The sequence below is a fragment of the Neolewinella antarctica genome (assembly GCF_011927835.1).
Classification (GTDB): Bacteria; Bacteroidota; Bacteroidia; order Chitinophagales; family Saprospiraceae; genus Neolewinella; species Neolewinella antarctica.
The window spans coordinates 216987-235796 of sequence record NZ_JAATJH010000003.1; the positions used below are offsets into that span (position 1 = coordinate 216987).

Consider the following 18810-nt stretch of genomic DNA (forward strand, 5'->3'; position numbering starts at 1 on the left):
GGCTTTCACTCCCTAACCACCGTCCGGGCGGGAAACGCAAAACACGGGTCCTCATGTTCTTAGAACCTCATTTTAGTGGCCAACGTAGCGGCTGGCTGGAAGTCATCTGCGGCAGCATGTTCTCCGGCAAGACGGAAGAACTCATCCGCCGCATTAAACGTGCCCGCATCGCCGGCCAGCACGTCGAGATTTTCAAACCGGCCATCGACACCCGCTACGGCGAAGCCGAAGTAGTTAGCCACGACAGTAATTCCCTAGCGGCTATCCCCGTCACGAATACCAAACAATTGCTTGACCTGCCGAAGGACGTCACCGTCATCGGGCTCGACGAAGCTCAGTTTTTCGACGCCACCGTCGTCGACCACGTCCAGATATTAGCCAGCCAGGGCCGCCGCGTCATCATCGCCGGGCTGGATATGGATTTCCGCGGCCAACCCTTCGGGCCGATGTGTAGTTTGCTCGCCGTCGCGGAATACATCACCAAAGTCCACGCCATCTGTTCTCACTGCGGCAACCTCGCTACACATTCTTACCGACTCGTGCAGGACGAGAACACCGTAGTCCTGGGCGAGAAAGAAGCTTACGAAGCCCGCTGCCGCCGCTGCTACGGAATGGGTAATATGTTGGATCTGCGGGGGTAGGTCGGTCTGTGGACTATAGTCTCCGGTCTAAAGTCTGTGGTCTATAGTCTCTGCTCCACAGACACTTGACTAAAGACCAAAGACCAAAGACTAAAGACCAAAGACCAAAGACCAAAGACCAAAGACCAAAGACCAAAGACCAAAGACCAAAGACCTTAAACCCCCTTTCCAGTCGCGCCACCGCAACAATCTATTAAGACCACGTCCAAATAAGGATTCGTGTCTTATCTTTGCCCCCGATGAGCGAGTCACCCGATTCCGGGCCGGCTATCACTAACCGCTAACCGCATGCCTTTTCCCAGAACCACCACCGCCGCTCTCTATACCATCGGCACGACCGGCGTGATCGATCGCTTCACCAACGAAAACCTCGCTGGTAAGCTACTCGACATTGGCGTCCGCCCCGGTTCGCGGCTCAGTATTATTCGTAAATCTCCCTTCGGTAGTTGCTGGTACGTTAAGATCGACCGCCACTGCCTCGCCCTCCGCAAGCAAGAGCTCGCATGCATTCTAATCAAGTGACCGCCCCGGCGCGCACGGCCGTCGTCGGCCTCGTCGGCAACCCCAACAGCGGTAAATCTTCGCTATTCAACCTACTGACCGGGCTGCGCCAGCGGATCGGCAACTTCCCCGGCGTGACGGTGGAGAAAAAATCCGGTAAGCTCAAATTAGCCGAAATACGTACACCCGTCGGGACGATGGACGGAGAAATCGCCGAAGATGTGCGCGGCGTGCGGGAAGTAGAGATCATCGACTTCCCCGGCGCCTATTCTTGCTACCCCACGAGCCTCGACGAGCGGCTCGTCGTTCAGGAACTCACCAACCCCGCCGGCGACCTCTACCCTGACGCGATCGTCTACGTAGCCGACGTCACGAAACTCGACAAACACTTATTGCTGTTCACGCAATTACGCGACCTCGACCTGCCGATGGTCCTCGTCCTCAACATGGCCGACCTGATCGAAGAAACTGGCCTGAAGGTGGACGTAGAACGCCTCAGTTCGCGGCTGCGCGTCCCCGTAGTTCCGGTGTCCGCGCGGCAGGGGACCGGCGTAGACGAGCTAAAAGAAGTCATCGCCGACCTGCTCCGCAACCCGGAAGCCTACCGGCCCGAAGAGCCTTTTTACGAACCCGGCACCCGCGCCCGCGACGTCCTTTCCGAGCTCCGCCGTGTCCTACCCGCCCGCAACAACTACCACGCTCTGCTGCTGGCCCACCACGCGAGTTGGCTCAAGCACATCCCCGAAAAAACACGCCACCTCGTGCAGGAAAGCCGCGTGAAACACGGATTTCACAGCCTCCGCGCGCAGGTGGAGGAAACGATGGAGCGCTACGATACCTTCGAGCCCATTGTGCGCGATACGGTGCGTCGGGGGACCAATCAATCCAGCCTGACCGACAAGGTCGACAACGTACTGACGCACCAAATCTTCGGCCCCTTGATTTTTGTCGTGATCATGGTGTTCCTCTTTCAGGCGCTCTTCGCCTGGTCGGCGTGGCCGATGGACGGCATCGAGTGGATTTTCGAGAGCCTCGGCACCGGCGTCCGCGCCATCCTGGGGCCGGGCTGGTTGACGGACCTACTGGTCGACGGCGTGATTGCCGGGCTCGGGGGCGTCCTGGTGTTTATTCCGCAGATTGCGATCCTGTTTTTCTTCATCGCCCTACTCGAAGAAGTCGGCTACCTCGCCCGTGCGGCGTACATGTTCGACAGCATCATGCAACGGTTCGGGCTGAACGGCCGGTCCGTGGTGGCGCTAATTTCTGGCCACGCCTGCGCGATCCCGGCCATCATGAGTACGCGGACGATTGCGAACTGGAAGGAGCGCCTGCTGACCATCCTGGTGACGCCGCTTACGAGCTGCTCGGCGCGGATTCCGGTCTACGTTATCCTAATTTCTTTTGCCGTGCCGGACGTCTCCTGGGGCCCGTTCGGCGCGCAGGGGCTGGCTTTCACCGGGCTCTACTTTTTGGGCATTACGGCGGCCATGCTGTCGGCGTTGGCCTTTAAATTGGTGCTCAAATCACCGGAGCGCAGCTTCCTGATGCTCGAGCTGCCCGAGTACCGCAGCCCCGTGTGGCGCAACGTCGGCGTCACGGTCTGGCAGAAAGTCAAGACGTTCATCGTCGAGGCGGGTAAAATTATTCTGCTCATCAGTGTCGTGCTTTGGGGCTTGTCCACGTACGGTCCTCCGGGGGCAATGGATGCGGCGCGGACGCAGGTGCAAAGTCAGGTGGAAACGCAGGGTTTGGACGATGACCAGGCCGCCGACCTACTGGCCAGCGAGCAGCTCGAAGCCAGTTTTGCCGGCCACATCGGTAAGGCCATTGAGCCGGCCATTCGGCCCCTTGGCTACGACTGGAAGATCGGAATTGCGCTGTTCTCCAGCTTTGCCGCCCGGGAAGTCTTCGTGGGCACGATGGCCATCATCTACTCCATCGGCAGCACCGACGACGAGTTGCGCATCCAGGACCGCATGGCCGAAGAGATCAACCCCCGTACGGGAGAGCCGGTGTACAACCAGGCTACGGCGTGGAGCCTCCTGGTTTTCTACGTCTTCGCGATGATGTGCATGGCCACGACGGCCGTGACCAAGCGGGAGACGGGCGGGTGGAAGTGGCCCATCATCCAGTTCACGTTCATGACGGTGTTGGCTTACGTCAGCGCGATGGTGGTGTATCAGGTGCTTTCTTAGGGCGTTGCCACCCCGGCAACTACCTACCTGATCCCAGCTGCTACCCGCCGACAACGAAGCTCGATTACCCCAAAGCGGAGTGGGCGGGAGGTTTGTAGCGCGGTACCGGTTCACGCTGAGAGTGCAACTGGGGCTGGCAGTCGTGATCAAAAATAGCCACCCATACTTCAGCGGTTTTCGCTTTAACCCAGCGTTTGTGCGCCCCGTGAGCCGATTGTGCTACTTTATCAACCAATTTTGCTACCCTACTGGTCTGCCCGGCCCTCATCTTTGCTATTGTTCCGGCGGCGCACCTGAGTTTACGCTTAGTGGGTGGCACCCGGAATGAATTTCCGGCCGCGGCTCACCCTTGATTTAACAACGCAACTCGGAAAACACACTTCACCGCAACGGCGGCGCGGGCGGTAGTCGCCCGTTACATTTAAGTTTTGGTCATTTTCTTTTAGGCACGGCAAACGCTTCGGGGTACTATTACAGCACCTGAACGTATGGACTTCAACAACCGAAGCGGCTTACCGTGCGAATGCTTGAACAACCTTTAATTGTTCGTACGCCTCCGACTTTCGGGGGCGTACGTTTTTTGCTCCCGGCCCACTCCCTATCTTGAGCTCCGGCCTAACGTCTACTTGACGCCTGAACCGCCGAAGCCAAGTCTTCTTTCTCTCACTGACTAACATCACCAGCCTGAGCATGAATTACCGCGTAATGAGGCTGCTTTGCCTGCTGATCAGCGTACTCGGCTGCGCTGCCGTCACCGCCCGGGCAACTCCGGAAATCGTTCTGCTGACGAGTGAGACTTTACGGCATCTCCACGCGCAAATCTTTTCTAAGCAGGTCCACTTCGTGGATTACGGTGGCCAGTACTCTCTCGCGGGAATCGGCGACGGCAGTACGATTGACTGGCGTAAGAATGATTTTACCACCGAGTTGCCGGACGGTAATTATTACCTCTGGACGAAGACCGTCTTTAAAAACACGGGCACCCGGGCACGCACGGATTACCTCATCTTCACCTGCTGTAGTCAGGATGCGGCCGTGGCCATACTGCGCGACGGCCGAGTAGACGCCCTGCTGCACGGGGAGGCGCTGCGGGGCTTAATGGGTGAACCAAACGCTGCACCACTTCACCTGCGACCGGGCGAGCAGGTAACGGTTATCTACCGGGCGCGGGTTGAAAAGCGGTTATCGCTCTATCAGGCCTCGTCCATTTACGTGAGGGACGCCAATCAGCTGTCCAAATTAGCCATTATTAGGTACCGGAACGGTTATTTCGCAATTGGATTTTTGGCGTGCCTACTTGTTTTCAGTCTGATCATCTACCTGCTATTTCGGGAAAAAGAGGTGGGCTTCCTCGCGCTGTTGCTGCTCGGGTTTGGCGGCTCCTTCTTCTACCACGGCGAGTTGACCGGTATCTTCCCTCAGTACGATGCGTTGCGTAAGGTAGGCCTCAACGCCGTGAACCTTGCTTCTACGCTGACCGTCACCGGGATGACGGGTTTTCTGTACTACTATCTGGATTTACCCAAACGATTTGGGCGCTTCAGCCGCTGGTACTTGGCGTTAACGGGCGTCACCATCGGGGTGGGTGTCCTGTTTATGCTCAACGCGCTGGAAACCGATCCACTCTTTTACCTGGCAAATTTCGTGACCGCAGTGTGGATCGTCGCCACGCTGGGCTTGGTGGGGATTGTGGCGTGGAATGGTGGCCGGCTGGAGCGCGTCTTGTTGGGGTCGACCGTACTGCTGGCCTTTGCGAGTCTGTTCTTCATCGTAAGTGTGGTTATGGATTACGAATCCGACTCTTTTCGAAAGTTGTTCGGGGTGAGTACGCTCGCCTTCACCAGCCTACTGTTTTACGGTGTTTACGATAAAGTAAGCATGGTCAGTAGCGAAGCCCGGCAGCTGAAGAGCCAGTACGCATTCCGCTCCCGCTTTTTCGCCAACATCACCCACGAGTTTCGCACGCCGCTAACGCTCATTCTCGGCCCCATTCGGCAGTTGTTGGACCGTTCTCAGTCGCACGAAGACAAAGCCCTATTGGACATTGCGCACCGCAACGCCCAGCGTCAGTTGCAGTTGGTCAACCAAATTCTGGACCTTTCGGAATCGACCACCACGGGGCTCCGCCTGAACCCCGAGGTGCTGGACGTCGTCCCGCTTCTGCGCCGGCTCACCTACACGTACGCGTCTCTGGCGGACCAGCACGGGATCGACCTGCGTTTTGTGACGGAGTTGACGGAACTGCCGCTCCGGGCTGACCGGGAAAAGCTGGAAACCATTATGTATAACCTGCTTACGAATGCTTTCAAGTTCACCTTCAACGGTGGGGAGATCACCGTGCGGTTAGCTTTGCAACGGGATACCGCGCTGATCAGCGTGCGGGACACGGGCGGCGGCATTGCGCCCGACGCCGCGGAGAAAGTTTTTGACCGGTACTACTCGGACGGCCGGAAGGGTAGGGAGGGAACGGTCGGAAACGGTATCGGGCTGGCCCTGACGAAAGAATTAGTGCTGCTCCACGGCGGGGCCATCGGGGTAACGAGTGTCCCGAACGTAGAAACCGTCTTTACGGTCAGTTTGCCCTACGTGCCGGGCGTCTTGGTGTGCACCACTGCACCCGCGTCCGCGCCCAGTGCACTACTAACCACGTCAATTTACTCACCAAACGACGAGGAGACGGGGGAAGCGTCAAACACCGAGAAACCCCTCATTTTGATCGTGGAAGACAACGCCGACATGCGTAGCTACATCCGGATGGGCCTGGCCGGAAGCTACCGCACCGCGCTGGCAAAAGACGGACGCGAGGGCGTAGCGCAGGCCCGCAAACTGATGCCGGACCTGGTCGTCAGCGACGTGATGATGCCCGAAATGGATGGGTTCGAACTGTGCGAAGACCTGAAAACAAGCATCACCACCAGCCATATTCCCGTCATCCTGCTCACCGCCCGTTCCGCCGGGCGGGACCGGATACAAGGTCTCGATACGGGGGCGGACGACTACCTGACGAAGCCCTTCGAAGTGCCGGAATTGCGGGCGCGCGTGCGTAACCTGGTGCAGTCGCGGCAACTGTTGCGCCAACGTTTTGCGAGCGCGGTCACACTGAAGCCCGAGGAAGTAGCGGCTACCTCCATTGATCAAGAATTCTTGCGCGCCGCCATCCAGGCCGTGGAGGACCACATGGAAGACGTGGATTTTGGGATCGACCGGCTGGCGCAGGAACTCAACGTCAGCCGGCCGAACCTCAACCGGAAGTTTCGGGCCCTGCTCAATCAGTCGAGCAATCAATTTTTACGGGGCATCCGGCTACAACGCGCGGCCGATCTCCTGAACAAAACCCAGGACACCGTGGCGGCCATCACCGACGCGGTCGGCTTCCGCAGCGTTAGTTATTTCGTGAAATCCTTCCGCGATGAGTTCGGCACCACGCCGGGGAAATACCGCAAGGCGGCGGGCGCGGACGTGGAGGCCAAGTGAGTGGGTAGTGAAACCAAACCTCTTTCCTACCTTTTGGCCAACCCCCCGCGCGTAGTCCGGTTGTTACGTACGACGTGACGCGGGCATACGCCGCAAACCAGTCCGCAAACTTTATCCCGAACCCCTACCAGACCAAAACATGCAAGAAATAAAAGGCCGCCTAGTGGACCTGGACGCCCGCGAAACCTACGGCGCCATCATCACCGTTAACGACGCCGGCTACATCGAGTCCATTGTGCGCGACGAGACTCGCAACCGCCGCGGTCACTACATACTCCCCGGTTTCGTCGACGCGCACGTCCACATCGAATCTTCCATGCTCCTGCCGGTTGAATTTGCCAAACTCGCCGTCACCCACGGTACGGTGGCGACGGTCTCCGACCCCCACGAGATCGCTAACGTTATGGGGATGGAAGGCGTGGAATACATGCTCGACAACGCCGCCCGGACTTCCCTGAGCATCAACTTCGGTGCTCCCAGCTGCGTGCCCGCCACGAGCTTTGAAACCGCCGGCGCGATCCTGGACGTCGCGGAAGTTGCCGCCCTGCTCGACCGCGACGACATCAAATACCTCTCCGAAGTCATGAATTACCCCGGCGTCCTCAACGGGGATCTGGACATGCTCGCCAAGATCTCCGCGGCCGTGGACCGCGATAAACCCATAGACGGCCACGCCCCCGGCCTGCTCGGCGAAGAAGCCTTCCGCTACGCCAAGGCCGGCCCCTCCACGGAACACGAGTGCACGACCGAGCAGGAAGCCCGTGATAAACTCGCCGCCGGCATGAAAATCCTCATCCGCGAAGGCTCCGCCGCCAAAAATTACCAAGCTCTGCACGGTCTCATTGACGAGTTCTCCGACCGCGTCATGTTCTGTACCGACGATAGCCACCCGGACGATCTCATGGCCGGCCACATCAACCAACTCGTTATGCGGGCGATCCGTGACGGCCACGACGTTTATAACGTGCTCACCGCCGCCTGCCGCAACCCGGTGGAGCACTATAATCTCGACATCGGTAAATTGCGGGTGGGGGACCGGGCGGACTTCATCCTGGTTGACGACCTGCGGTTCATGGCCGTCTACGCTACTTACATCAAGGGCGAAATGGTTGCCGAAGCCGGTCACCACAATTTGCCTGACTACCGTCCCGAGCCGATTAACCGCTTCAACTGCAGCCCTAAGAAACCGGAAGATTTTCGCGTCGCCCCCGGCCCGGAAGGCGCTCAATTACGCGTCATTGAAGTTTTCGATGGTGAGTTGGTGACGGGAAAGAAACTAATGACTCCTGCCCTAAACGAAGCCGGCGAACCCGTCGGCGCCCCCGAGCGGGATCTACTTAAGATCGCCGTCATCAACCGCTACGAGGACGCGCCGCCGGCGGTGGGTTTCGTTACCGGAATGAAACTTCAACGCGGTGCGATCGCCAGCTCAGTCGCCCACGATAGCCACAACATTGTCGTGGTGGGTGTTGACGACGAAAGCATTTGCCGCGTAGCCAACGCCGTTATCGCCGAGCGCGGGGGTATTGCGGCGGGCCGGGAGGGAGAGTTGCAAGTGCTGCCGCTGCCGGTGGCGGGTATTATGTCAAATGATTCTGGCCCAAAAGTGGCGGCTCGGTATGCGGAACTGACGGGGTTTGCGCGGCGGAAGCTGCGCTGTGGAGTAGAATCCCCGTTTATGACCCTGAGTTTTCTGGCTTTGTTGGTTATTCCGGAGCTGAAGTTGAGTGACCGGGGGCTGTTCGACGGGGGGGCTTTTCGGATTGTGGATTTGTGGGAGGGGAAGTTGGCGGCTCCTGACGGGAATGTTGAGTGATACTTTAATTCTTCTGTACGTCTGGTAATAATTTTCAAAGAGTGACGCCAAACCGTACTACCAGAATCTTTTGTGCCACTGTACGGCTACGCTATTTTGGATTGGAAAGAAAGTATCGATGAGACCCCAATCAGAAATAATTGCGGAAAGGAAAAGAAACCAAGTCGTGTACGCCGTTGACGATTTTCAGGAGAGCATTCAGAACTTGCGGATACCTGCACTGGCTCACCTAATTTTTACGGGGATGCTCTTTGCCAGCACGTTGATTGCAGCGGAAAATTTAGGCCACGGGGTGGCTAGCCTCGTAACGGCGGCTGGCTTGTTGATCACAGCGCGGTTTAACCTGCCGAGCCCCAAGAAACTGGCCGCTGTGTCGGCTTTCTACGCACTAGTTCTCATTGGGGAATGGATTAGCTTTGGTCCCCCTGACTTGCTTATTCCCCAGCTTAACATGCACGAATGGCGGGGCCTTCCCGTTTTTCTCAACCACGCTATCCCGTACGTTTACGTCTTGTTGCGAGTAGTATTTGGGGTTTATGTTGTTTCCCCCTGGGGCACCCGAGCCAAGATGTTATCACAGGACACGGGCCTTTTAGCTGCGGTGCTGCGGGAGCGGTCACTGGAGTAAATAATTATTGGTGACGTCGTGGGAGAAAATGGTTGGAGCGTTTGATGAGTTGCCCGGGTGGTTTGGAGTTTAGCGGATAATTGTGGCTGGGTTTAGATAATATGTGTTTCTAACTGACTCGTCGGTCCAATGTATTCCTCTGGCAAAAGTGGTTCAACAAGTGGCTGATAACTGATTCCGGCCCGCCCGAGCGATCGATTCGGTAACGAGCGTTAAATCAATATCGCCTTCCTCGAAGTAGCATTGCACCCGCGGCCACGGCCCCGCCTGCGGTGAACTGACGGGAACTTTGCGGAAAGGAATCAGCCAAAAGTGGTAGTTTAATGGCGTAACCCAGAATTAACTACCCGACCACGCAGCTTTACGCGCCGAATCGGTGTAAAGGCAAATGATAGGATCCACAAACGACAGCCACCGGCACCATGCCCGCCAACCTCGATGAACATTTACCGTCGATACTCGATGGCTGCCTGACTGGACGTAGGGCAAGCCAACACGAGCTCTACAAACTCTATTACGGGTACGGGATGAGCGTGGCGATCCGCTACGTCAATGACGAAAGTGAAGCTATTTCCATCGTCAACGATGCTTTCATGAAAGTCTACAAAAGCCTTAAAACATTCGATCGCAGCCAAGCTTACAAACCCTGGTTTCGCAGGGTTGTCGTTAATACCGCCATCAATCAATTGAAGCGACAACAGAAGTACCAATTAGAAACGGGCATGGACGAGACGGGTGACATCGCGGACCGGGAAAATATCCTCAGCCAGATAAACTATCGGGAACTCGTCGCCCTGGTGCAATCGCTCAGCACCGCCTACCGCGCCGTTTTTAATATGTACGTAATCGATGGGTTCCCCCACGACGAAATTGCAAAAACGCTGGGTATATCGGTGAGCACTTCTAAATCAAACCTCGTTCGTGCCCGCCGCAAACTGCGCGAATTATTACGGGAACAACTATCAATCAACAATGCCTGAATTAAACGACCGACAAACGGACGAGTTATTCCAGGCGGGCGCCGAGCGCCACGGCTTCGAGTACAACGAGGCTGCCTGGGGGGGGATGGAAAAACTCCTAGACGCGGACATCAGCAAAACGCGCCGAAAGTGGGCCATCGGGGTTTTGCTAGTCATTATCCTGCTCGCCTTCTCCGCGTGGTTCTTCCTCGTTACCCCCGATAACCTACCCACCGCAAGTAACAATACTTACGCCACCGAGAAGGCTGAATCCGTCACGACCGGGGAGGATGAACCTTTCCCGGCGGCGGCTAGCGGAGTGAATGATAAAGTGAGCGATGAAGCTACCAGGTTGAACCAAAATTTTCCGCCTGAACGCCAGGTTTCAACAAACAGAACAGCACCGGTTATCACGAGAAATGGCTTGCGGGATGATAAAATCATAATTACCTCCGCCCCGCTAAACAACAGATTAATTAATGAGGGTAGCGCAAGCGGCGCGGACGCTGGTGCCGAGTATTTGCGGGGGAGCAGTGATTTGCCCGCTGGTACCGACAAAATTAGTGGGCAGAATAAGTTTGTCCCTTCCAACGAGGAAAACCGACCGGGCGCACGACCGCCTTCCGGGGCCAATCAAAAAGTTACGGAGCTACTTCCCTCAACTATTCTGGTTGGGCTGAAACCATACCCAATTATCATACCGGAGGAAGAGCTTAAATCCGCCATCCGCCGAACCGACGAACCCTTCGGTAAAACGATTACTACCAACGGCTTCGCCCTCGTCGCCAGCGGTGGATTTATTCTCGGGGAGGTCAGTTCGGGTAACTTTGACCAGCGCCGGCCCCGCGTTGGCCTGGAAGTGGAATACCGCATCGGTAAGAAATTTGCCGTAGCAACCGGCGCATTCTACAATGAAGTCTGTTACCGGACCAGTGGAGAAAATTACTCCCCAAAAGAGGGTTTTTGGGAACCAAATAATTTTGTCACGCCGACTGAAGTAGCCGGTGATTGTGAAGTCGTAGAGATTCCCCTATCCATAAAATACTACCTGAACGGTAGTGCAAACAACACCTTCTACGCAGCCGCTGGAGCCACTACTTACCTCCTGCTCAAGGAAGACTTTTCTTACTTCTACGATGGCCCCTCCGCCGGCCTCAAAAGCGCTTGGTCCGTTACCGGGGAAAATCAACACTTACTGGGCATGAGTCACTTTAACCTGGGCTACCAGCGCCAGCTCAGGGGCCGCTCCGCGCTCAAGCTGGAAGCCTTCGTTCAGGCTCCGCTCCGGGGTATTGGCCACGGGAACGTTCGCCTGCTGACGACCGGGGTGTCGTTGAATTACCAATTTGACTTCAGGGCACGGTAAAAGAGCTGCATACGACCGTTACTGGAAGATCAATCGCAAGTGCCCTTATTCTACCGTCAAAAACTGCCTTGTTACCTGCCGCCAGGCTCGTGCGGCGGCGGCAATTATCCCGCGTTGAGGTAATTAGCTTTGACGCTTTCTGAGATTGGCGTCGCATTACGACACTTTCGTCCTACGTAGCTATTTCTTTACGTACCAACGCAGCCTTTTGGCAACAACGGGAGTATGGGAAATATCGGCGGGTCACGAGCTCGCTGTCTGACCAACTTTTAATTTCTTTTAATCGCTTAGTGTGCCGTTGCTTCCGTACGGTGGCCTAACACCGGTACGCACCAAATCCACCTTTTATGCACCAATACGTACCAATTAATCATCGACACTGGATTCAAAAGTGTGTTTATTCCCTCAGTATTTATACCATCATTTTGCTATCTTTTTCGCCTTCACTACGCGCCCAGTGTGCGGCGGACGGGGGCACGATCGCGCTCGGTGACGGAGCTACGGAAGCGACCATCTGCGTGGACGGCGTAGGTGACCCGCTAGCAATCACCCGCGACGGTAACGTTACCGGTGATAGTACCACTTTTATCATCACGGACGATATGGGCAACATTCTCGGCGTCCCGGGCAACGATGGTCCGTTCGACTTAGACGGTGCTGGTGAAGGAGTTTGCCAAATCTGGTACCTCGCATACGGTACCGGGCTTCAGGGTTTGGCGGCCGGTAATAACGTTAGTGCTTTGACGGGTTGCTTTGATCTTTCCAACGCAATCGTCGTAACCCGCCAGTCTCCCGACGGGGGAACGGTAACGCTCGCCGGTGGTGGCACGAGTGCCTACGCTTGCGCTGGTGATGTGATCGTCGAGGTTGCGCACGTAACGACGGCAACCGCGCTGAGCTATTGGTACGTCATTACCGACGCCGACGACAACATCCTCGGCTTCGCCAACAGCACGGAGACAAATACGCTGGACCTGAGCGGCGCACCGGTTGGCACCTGCCACATTTGGGGCTGGAGTAACCGTGGGCAGGATGACCCCGCCATGGGTGAAAACATCAGTTCGCTAAATGACGACAGTTGCGAAGCGATTTCCGCTGATTTCATATCCGTGATTCGTCAGGAGCCAGCCGGGGCCGGTGCCATTGCGTTGGCCGACGGAGCTACGGAAACTTCTATCTGCGTCGACGGCGTGGCCGATCCGCTGGAAGTCACTCGAACCGGTGATGTCGTCGGTGACAGTACCACCTTCGTCATTACGGACGATGCCGGCAACGTTCTCGGTATCCCGGGCAACAACGGCCCGTTCGACCTGGACGGAGCCGGTGACGGCGTCTGCCAGATCTGGTACCTCGCCTACAATACCGGGTTGCAGGGGCTAATGGTCGGAAGCAACGTGAGCGACCTGGCGGGATGTTTCGACTTCTCTAACCCAGTTGTCGTGACCCGCCAGTCTCCCGACGGCGGAACGGTCACCCTACTTGGTGGCGCAACCGATACGACCGCGACCGCGGGTAATATCCTCCTCGGGGTGAGCCACACGACAACGGCTACCGCACTGAGTTACTGGTACATCATCACCGATGGCGATGATAATATTCTCGGCTTTGCCAACAGTGCGGAGACGGATACGCTCGACCTGAGTGGCGCGCCCGCCGGCACCTGCCGGATCTGGGGTTGGAGTTACCGTGGGCTGGGTGACCCCGTCGTGGGTGCCAACATCAGTTCGCTGACCGACGACAGCTGTGAGGCGATTTCCGCTGACTTTGTCACCGTTGTTCGGGAAGCCGCTACTGGCTTTACGCTGACGAACGTGATCATCAGTGAATTTTCCGCCGACGGTCAGGTGGAGTTATTCAATGGCACCGACGAAGCGGTGGACGTTTCTAGCTACTGGTTGTGTAACCGCCCGAACTACCAGCAACTAAGTAGCCTCACGCTCGACTGCGGCGACCTGCTGCTCCAACCGGGCGAAGTACTCGCAGTCAGTGGTTTTAACTACAGTACTACCGAGGGGGAAATCGGGCTGTACACCACGAACAGTTTTGGAAGTTCCGACGCCATCGTGTCCTACGTTCGCTGGGGAACCGCCACTGGCGGGCGCACCGACGTTGCCGTGTCCGCGGGGATTTGGGTAGCCGGCGCGACCGTTCCCGCACCGACCGCCGCGCAGACTACCCAGACGATGGTTACTGACAGCCTGAGTTGGGCACTGGGCACGCCTAATTTGTGCGAGGCGAACGGAACGACCTCAACAAACTTGCTGACACAGGGAGTTCGTATGACGTTATTTCCTAACCCCGTCGCGGACATCGTCACGATCGAGATCGAAGGGCTGCGGACGAACGAAACCACCTTCCAGGTCTTCGATGGCCGTGGTCGCATGGTACTGGACCAACGGCAGTCGGTCGGTAACGGCCGTACGCGCCTCGACCTCGGTGACCTGACTCCGGGCGCTTACAGCATTCGGGTCCTGAACGGAGCTGGATTTGCCGCCCGCCGGATCATCGTGCGGTAGTAAATTCTCCCCATTGCATTAAAAAGCCGCCAACTTGTACATCGGGTTGGCGGCTTTTCCTGTCTCGGTGGTCGAGGAAAACGGATACGCCGCTGTGAAAAAAGACTTTGCTAACTTAAAAGGCAGGACTCACTAGCCGTGCTACGATGGGTAGGTCAGCCGCCGCCCAATCCAGGGTGTCCAGTTCAATTGTGGGAAGCCAGCAGAACGAAAGGTGTTCCGTTAGCGTGATCCGACGGTGAGGCGCAGTACACAGGTAGGTATGCAATAGAATCCGAAAATTCGGATAGGTGTGATCGATCGTCATCAGGAACTCAGCTACTACAATGTCCAGATGAAGTTCCTCACGGATCTCGCGGGCTAGCGCTTCTTCGTTGCTTTCTCCCGCTTCCACCTTTCCACCCGGGAACTCCCATTTTTCGGAGACGTAAGCGTGTTCTCCCACGCCGCGTTGTACGCAAAGTATTTGCCCGGCGTGCTGAATGACGGCGGCGACGACGTTGATAGTCTTCATTGCGTAGGGAGTTGGGTGGTGACCAGAAACACGAACGCCAATTTCCGCAGGTGCGAAAATTGGCGCTGTAAATGTGGGCAGTGAGGGGCTCGAACCCCCGACCCTCTCGGTGTAAACGAGATGCTCTAAACCAACTGAGCTAACCGCCCTTCGTGTAAGGGACCGCAAAGATAATCAGGTGGACCAAACCTGTGCAAGCTTCGGAAGGTATTTTTTTGGTGCCGACCTTTTGCGTTTTGGGGTAGCGTAGTCTGTGCAACGACTGGTTGCCACCTCAAAATTCGGTGAATCACTAACGAACGGTCTCGCTCAGCCAGAAAAACCCGGCACCCGCGGCCGCGCATAATGGGGCGCAGTCGCGGGTGCCGGGGGCGTGTCGGGGAGCGGGGGAGAAGTTGAAAACCGTGAAATGATGCGTTTGGCGCGATCAGACAAACCACAACTTATGGCCCTTACCTTTGCTGATAACACCACCACCGGTATCGGTCGGGAGTGGTGTTAAAGGTGATAAAAGGCGTCGGCTTATGAAAATTTGGCAAACTATTGTTGTGTTGGGCATGACGTCCGCGTGCCTGTGGGGGCAGGATAGCCTGAGCTTCGGGGGCGTCTACGACCTGCCCGGCGCGGAAGTTCGTGCGCAGTACCAACCGGTTAGCCCCCTGGCGCAGCGCTTCACCATCGAAGAAGTGTACCGGCTACCGGGCACTTTCTACGACCCCGCCCGCCTCGTCGCCCTGCTGCCCGGCGTCATCCAGACTAACGACCAGGCCAATCACCTGAGCGTGCGCGGCAACTCACCGAACAAGAACTTGTGGCGCCTCAACGGCCTGGCGATCGTTAACCCTAACCACACCGCTAACGCCGGGACTTTTTACGACTTCCCCGCGCTGAACGGCGGTGGCGTCAACGCCATCTCGGCGCAAATGCTGGATAATTCTGGCTTTTACAGTAGTGGCTTACCCGTCGAGTACGGGAACGCGACGGGCGGCACCTTCGACCTGCAACTCCGGCCGGGTAGCAAAACCCGGCACAAGCAGCAATTGCAGGCGGGCTTCATTGGCTTCGACGGGATGGCGGAAGGGCCGATCGGGCGGAGCGGTAAACTCAGTTACCTCGTGAACGGGCGCTACAGCTTTACGGGCTTACTTGGCGACGCCGGCGTTGATTTTGGTGGGGAAGAGATCCGGTTTTGGGACGGAAATGTGCACCTACACTACGCCGGGGAGCGGTCCAGTGCGAGTGTGTTCTCCGTAGTGGGCAACAGCCGTAATGAGTTTACCGGGGTCGACCGGGACGAGGAGGAACCGGAAGACCAGAAGGAATTATTCGACATCTTCTACGCAGATCGGCTACGCCTCTACGGAGCCAACTACCAGTACAACCTGAACCGGGGGGTGCTGAAAGCCGGCGCGGCCATTTCGGACATCGCTCCGAACCGTGCGCAGCGTACGCGGGATGTTTTGGGTTATTCCGCAGGTGGAATAATTGCCACTAACCTAGCCAGCGAGGTGCTCAATGCATTCGTTCGTTACGAAAGCGGAGCCGGGTCCTTCGGTTCCTTTCACGTCGGCGTGGAAGCTAACCGTCAGTCGGCCGGTTACCGCACGGAAGCCTTCAACCTGGGGAGTAGCCGGCAGGGGTTTAGCCGTGACGCCGACGTCCGGGTAACCAACATCAGCCCGTACGTCGGTGTCGATATGGTCCGTGATTTTTTGACCGTCCAGTACGGAATCCGCCAGGACTTTTACTTGAACCGGGACGGCGACAACCAAAGCATATTCAGCCCACGAATAAACGCGGCCGTTGAGGTGGGGAAAGGGGAAATCGTTTTTTCCGCAACGGGTACGAATCAGGCACCCTTAAATGCGCTCCTGCTGCGGGGGGATGACGCAAATGAAGACTTCGGTATCGCAATTAGTGGCGTCAATATCGATCTCTCCTACGCCAGAACAATCGGTCGGGTATTCACCAAGGCAACCGCCTTTGTCCAGCGCACGATCGACGAACCCGCCGCCCGCATCGACAATTTTCTGTACAGCGCCAACAATTTACTGGAGGTCGATCCCTTCCTGACCTTTACGGAGGTAGCCGATACGCGCCGCTACGGGTTGGAACTCGAAGCCGGGGGCGGCCGTAAGGACCGGGGTCTGTACTACCGGGGGAGCGTAACAATATTCAATGCGGAAACCCAACATGGCAAAGAAGGCTGGTCGGAGGACCGGTTCGCGGCCGACTTCGTTGCTAAAATCACCCTCGGCCGCGAGTGGACCAAAGCGGACAAACGGGAACGACCCCGCACATTAGGCCTCAACCTCGCCCTCATTGCTCGTGGTGGTGAGCGGTACGGAGAATTTTCTCTGAACAGGCTAAATTCAGTAGAAATACTGAATTACTTTCAACAACCTGATTACCGCACCGGCTTTTCCAGTCAACTGAATACCTATTTTCGCCCCGACCTGCGCCTCTACAAAACAAAAACCCGCCCCAGAACCACCACAACGCTTGCCCTCGATGTGCAAAACGTGGCTGGCGTTGAAAATGTAGGCAGTGTCTACAACGATTTTTACCTGGGCCGGTCCGTCGAACGCAACCAACTCGGCCTGATTCCCGTGCTTAGCTACCGGATTGTTTGGCGGTAGATGTTGCGGTGGTTCACCTGAGCCCCGTCCCCATCATCACCTCCGCACAAGCGTTGCAAACCCCACCCACCCCCGCGGTGTTATCGAACCACTAACTACGTAACTATGAAATACTTTTCTTTCCTCCTCGCACTCGTTCTGTTCACCGCCTGTGGCGATAAATCCATTAGCTCCGAAGCTGAGCTCGAAGCCATGGAAGCCTCCCGCGTAGCCCAAGAATCCGCCTACGAAAACATGGTGGCCGCCCACGACCGTATTATGCCGAAAATGGGTGAAGTCACCGCCGCCCAGCGCGCCATCAAGGAACAACTTGAAGACGAAAACCTCCCCGAAGACCGCGTCACCCTCCTCGAAGCTGCCTACGAGCAGCTCGAAGATGCCAACGACGGCATGATGGAGTGGATGCAGGACATGAAGCCCCTCGCGGAACTCCGCGAATCGATGGACAATGACGCGATCACCGCCCACATCCGCGACGAATCATCAGAAATCGCCGGCGTAGAGGCAAACATCAGCACCGCCGTCGCCATGGCCAAGGAACTTGTCGGTGATCATTCCGGCCACGTACACGGTGCTGGTGAAGATCACGGGCACAATCATTAGTGTTTTAGGCGGTAGGGTAGGGAGGTAGTAGGCGATAGGCTGGTAGGCAATAGGCGGTAGGTTTCGAAAACCTCGAAAATAAATGCATTTTGCCACACCCACTCGCATATCCTTAGCGTGAGCTCGCGCAGCGAGCGAAGAGCAATAGCGGCAGCCCTACCGCCTACTAGCCTACCGCCTACCTTCCTACCGCCTACCGCCTACCGCCTAATCCACTCTAATCACCTTCCGCCGCAGCTCAAAGTTCTTCCCCAAATAAACCTTCCGCACCATCTCATCCGCCGCGAGCTCCTCCGCCGTGCCGGCCTTGAGGATGTTGCCTTCGAACATCAGGTAGGCTCGGTCGGTGATGCTCAGCGTCTCCTGCACGTTGTGGTCCGTGATCAGGATGCCGATGTTTTTGGTCTTTAGCTTGGCGACGATGTACTGAATGTCCTCGACCGCGATTGGGTCGATACCGGCAAACGGCTCGTCGAGGAGGATAAACATGGGGTCGGTGGCCAACGCCCGGGCGATCTCCGTGCGCCGCCGCTCGCCGCCGGACAGTGTGTCGCCATTGGAGCTGCGGACTTGCTCCAGGCGGAACTCGGAAATCAGGTATTCCAGCTTATCCTTCTGCTCTGCCTTACTCAAATCGCCCATTTCTAGCACCGCGGCGATATTGTCTTCCACGCTGAGCTTTCTGAACACGGACGGCTCCTGCGGCAAGTAGCCGATGCCGCGCTGCGCGCGTTTGTACATGGGTAGTTTGGTGATGTCTTCTTGGTCGAGGTAAACGCGGCCCTCGTTGGGTTTGATGAAGCCAACCGTCATGTAGAACGTCGTCGTTTTGCCCGCCCCGTTGGGGCCCAGCAACCCCACTATTTCTCCCCTCGCCACTTCTAAGCTCACGCCCTTGACGACGGTGCGGCTGCCGTATTTCTTAACGAGGTTATCTGACCTAAGGAGCATGGGGGTT

The 18810-nt window shown here is 57.0% G+C and carries 13 protein-coding genes and 1 tRNA gene; 11 read left to right on the forward strand and 3 right to left on the reverse strand.

Features of this window, described 5'->3' with window-relative positions; translation table 11 throughout:
• The first annotated feature begins 53 nt into the window (after positions 1-53).
• The 9 genes from GGR27_RS10790 to GGR27_RS10830 all read left to right on the forward strand — a co-directional run bounded on the left by GGR27_RS10790 (position 54) and on the right by GGR27_RS10830 (position 14096).
• Positions 54-641 (forward strand): thymidine kinase, encoded by a 588-nt coding sequence (locus GGR27_RS10790; protein ID WP_168037459.1) that lies wholly within the window; start codon positions 54-56, stop codon positions 639-641.
• Positions 642-929: 288 nt separating this feature from the next.
• A complete protein-coding gene (locus GGR27_RS10795; RefSeq protein WP_168037460.1) occupies positions 930-1163 on the forward strand; it encodes a FeoA family protein in 234 nt (77 codons plus the stop codon).
• Complete coding sequence (gene feoB / locus GGR27_RS10800; RefSeq protein ID WP_168037461.1) at positions 1145-3337, forward strand: ferrous iron transport protein B; 2193 nt, start codon at positions 1145-1147, stop codon at positions 3335-3337. The genes GGR27_RS10795 and feoB overlap by 19 nt, the downstream gene beginning before the upstream one ends.
• A gap of 690 nt (positions 3338-4027) precedes the next feature.
• Positions 4028-6811, forward strand: a complete 2784-nt coding sequence (locus tag GGR27_RS10805; RefSeq protein WP_168037462.1) for a response regulator — start codon at positions 4028-4030, stop codon at positions 6809-6811.
• Positions 6812-6950: 139 nt separating this feature from the next.
• The gene (gene ade, locus GGR27_RS10810; protein ID WP_168037463.1) at positions 6951-8627 is read left to right on the forward strand and encodes an adenine deaminase; all 1677 of its coding nucleotides are present in this window, start codon (positions 6951-6953) and stop codon (positions 8625-8627) included.
• 118 nt (positions 8628-8745) lie between these two features.
• Positions 8746-9255 (forward strand): hypothetical protein, encoded by a 510-nt coding sequence (locus tag GGR27_RS10815; protein ID WP_168037464.1) that lies wholly within the window; start codon positions 8746-8748, stop codon positions 9253-9255.
• A 422-nt stretch (positions 9256-9677) separates the two neighbouring features.
• Positions 9678-10235, forward strand: coding sequence for an RNA polymerase sigma factor (locus GGR27_RS10820; RefSeq protein WP_168037465.1), 558 nt, complete (start codon positions 9678-9680; stop codon positions 10233-10235).
• Positions 10228-11580 carry a porin family protein gene (locus GGR27_RS10825; protein ID WP_168037466.1) on the forward strand — a complete coding sequence of 451 codons (1353 nt, stop codon included), beginning with the start codon at positions 10228-10230 and terminating at the stop codon, positions 11578-11580. The genes GGR27_RS10820 and GGR27_RS10825 overlap by 8 nt, the downstream gene beginning before the upstream one ends.
• A gap of 347 nt (positions 11581-11927) precedes the next feature.
• A complete protein-coding gene (locus GGR27_RS10830; protein ID WP_168037467.1) occupies positions 11928-14096 on the forward strand; it encodes a T9SS type A sorting domain-containing protein in 2169 nt (722 codons plus the stop codon).
• Between the two features lie 115 nt (positions 14097-14211).
• Here the strand turns inward: GGR27_RS10830 and GGR27_RS10835 are convergent, their stop codons facing one another.
• Both GGR27_RS10835 and GGR27_RS10840 read right to left on the reverse strand, forming a co-directional pair.
• Entirely contained in the window at positions 14212-14610 is a 399-nt protein-coding gene (locus GGR27_RS10835) for a (deoxy)nucleoside triphosphate pyrophosphohydrolase (RefSeq protein WP_168037468.1), read from the reverse strand.
• Between the two features lie 74 nt (positions 14611-14684).
• Positions 14685-14759 (reverse strand) — tRNA-Val (locus tag GGR27_RS10840).
• Positions 14760-15134: 375 nt separating this feature from the next.
• On the opposite strand from GGR27_RS10840, the gene GGR27_RS10845 reads away from it, so the two are divergent.
• Together GGR27_RS10845 and GGR27_RS10850 are read left to right on the forward strand one after the other, a co-directional pair.
• On the forward strand, positions 15135-17249 hold the full coding sequence (locus tag GGR27_RS10845) for a TonB-dependent receptor plug domain-containing protein (RefSeq protein ID WP_168037469.1): 2115 nt from the start codon (positions 15135-15137) through the stop codon (positions 17247-17249).
• A 105-nt stretch (positions 17250-17354) separates the two neighbouring features.
• Entirely contained in the window at positions 17355-17852 is a 498-nt protein-coding gene (locus tag GGR27_RS10850) for a hypothetical protein (RefSeq protein WP_168037470.1), read from the forward strand.
• Between the two features lie 207 nt (positions 17853-18059).
• Here the strand turns inward: GGR27_RS10850 and lptB are convergent, their stop codons facing one another.
• Complete coding sequence (lptB, locus tag GGR27_RS10855; protein WP_168037471.1) at positions 18060-18803, reverse strand: LPS export ABC transporter ATP-binding protein; 744 nt, start codon at positions 18801-18803, stop codon at positions 18060-18062.
• Positions 18804-18810 lie beyond the last annotated feature (7 nt).

Bases quoted from the DNA above. Each gene is read 5' to 3' on its own strand.
- GGR27_RS10805 (WP_168037462.1), top strand. From the start codon at position 4,028: ATGAATTACCGCGTAATGAGGCTGCTTTGCCTGCTGATCAGCGTACTC.
- GGR27_RS10790 (WP_168037459.1), top strand. From the start codon at position 54: ATGTTCTTAGAACCTCATTTTAGTGGCCAACGTAGCGGCTGGCTGGAA.
- GGR27_RS10830 (WP_168037467.1), top strand. From the start codon at position 11,928: ATGCACCAATACGTACCAATTAATCATCGACACTGGATTCAAAAGTGT.
- GGR27_RS10820 (WP_168037465.1), top strand. From the start codon at position 9,678: ATGCCCGCCAACCTCGATGAACATTTACCGTCGATACTCGATGGCTGC.
- GGR27_RS10835 (WP_168037468.1), bottom strand. From the start codon at position 14,610: ATGAAGACTATCAACGTCGTCGCCGCCGTCATTCAGCACGCCGGGCAA.
- GGR27_RS10815 (WP_168037464.1), top strand. From the start codon at position 8,746: ATGAGACCCCAATCAGAAATAATTGCGGAAAGGAAAAGAAACCAAGTC.
- lptB (WP_168037471.1), bottom strand. From the start codon at position 18,803: ATGCTCCTTAGGTCAGATAACCTCGTTAAGAAATACGGCAGCCGCACC.
- GGR27_RS10845 (WP_168037469.1), top strand. From the start codon at position 15,135: ATGAAAATTTGGCAAACTATTGTTGTGTTGGGCATGACGTCCGCGTGC.
- GGR27_RS10825 (WP_168037466.1), top strand. From the start codon at position 10,228: ATGCCTGAATTAAACGACCGACAAACGGACGAGTTATTCCAGGCGGGC.
- GGR27_RS10850 (WP_168037470.1), top strand. From the start codon at position 17,355: ATGAAATACTTTTCTTTCCTCCTCGCACTCGTTCTGTTCACCGCCTGT.
- feoB (WP_168037461.1), top strand. From the start codon at position 1,145: ATGCATTCTAATCAAGTGACCGCCCCGGCGCGCACGGCCGTCGTCGGC.
- GGR27_RS10795 (WP_168037460.1), top strand. From the start codon at position 930: ATGCCTTTTCCCAGAACCACCACCGCCGCTCTCTATACCATCGGCACG.
- ade (WP_168037463.1), top strand. From the start codon at position 6,951: ATGCAAGAAATAAAAGGCCGCCTAGTGGACCTGGACGCCCGCGAAACC.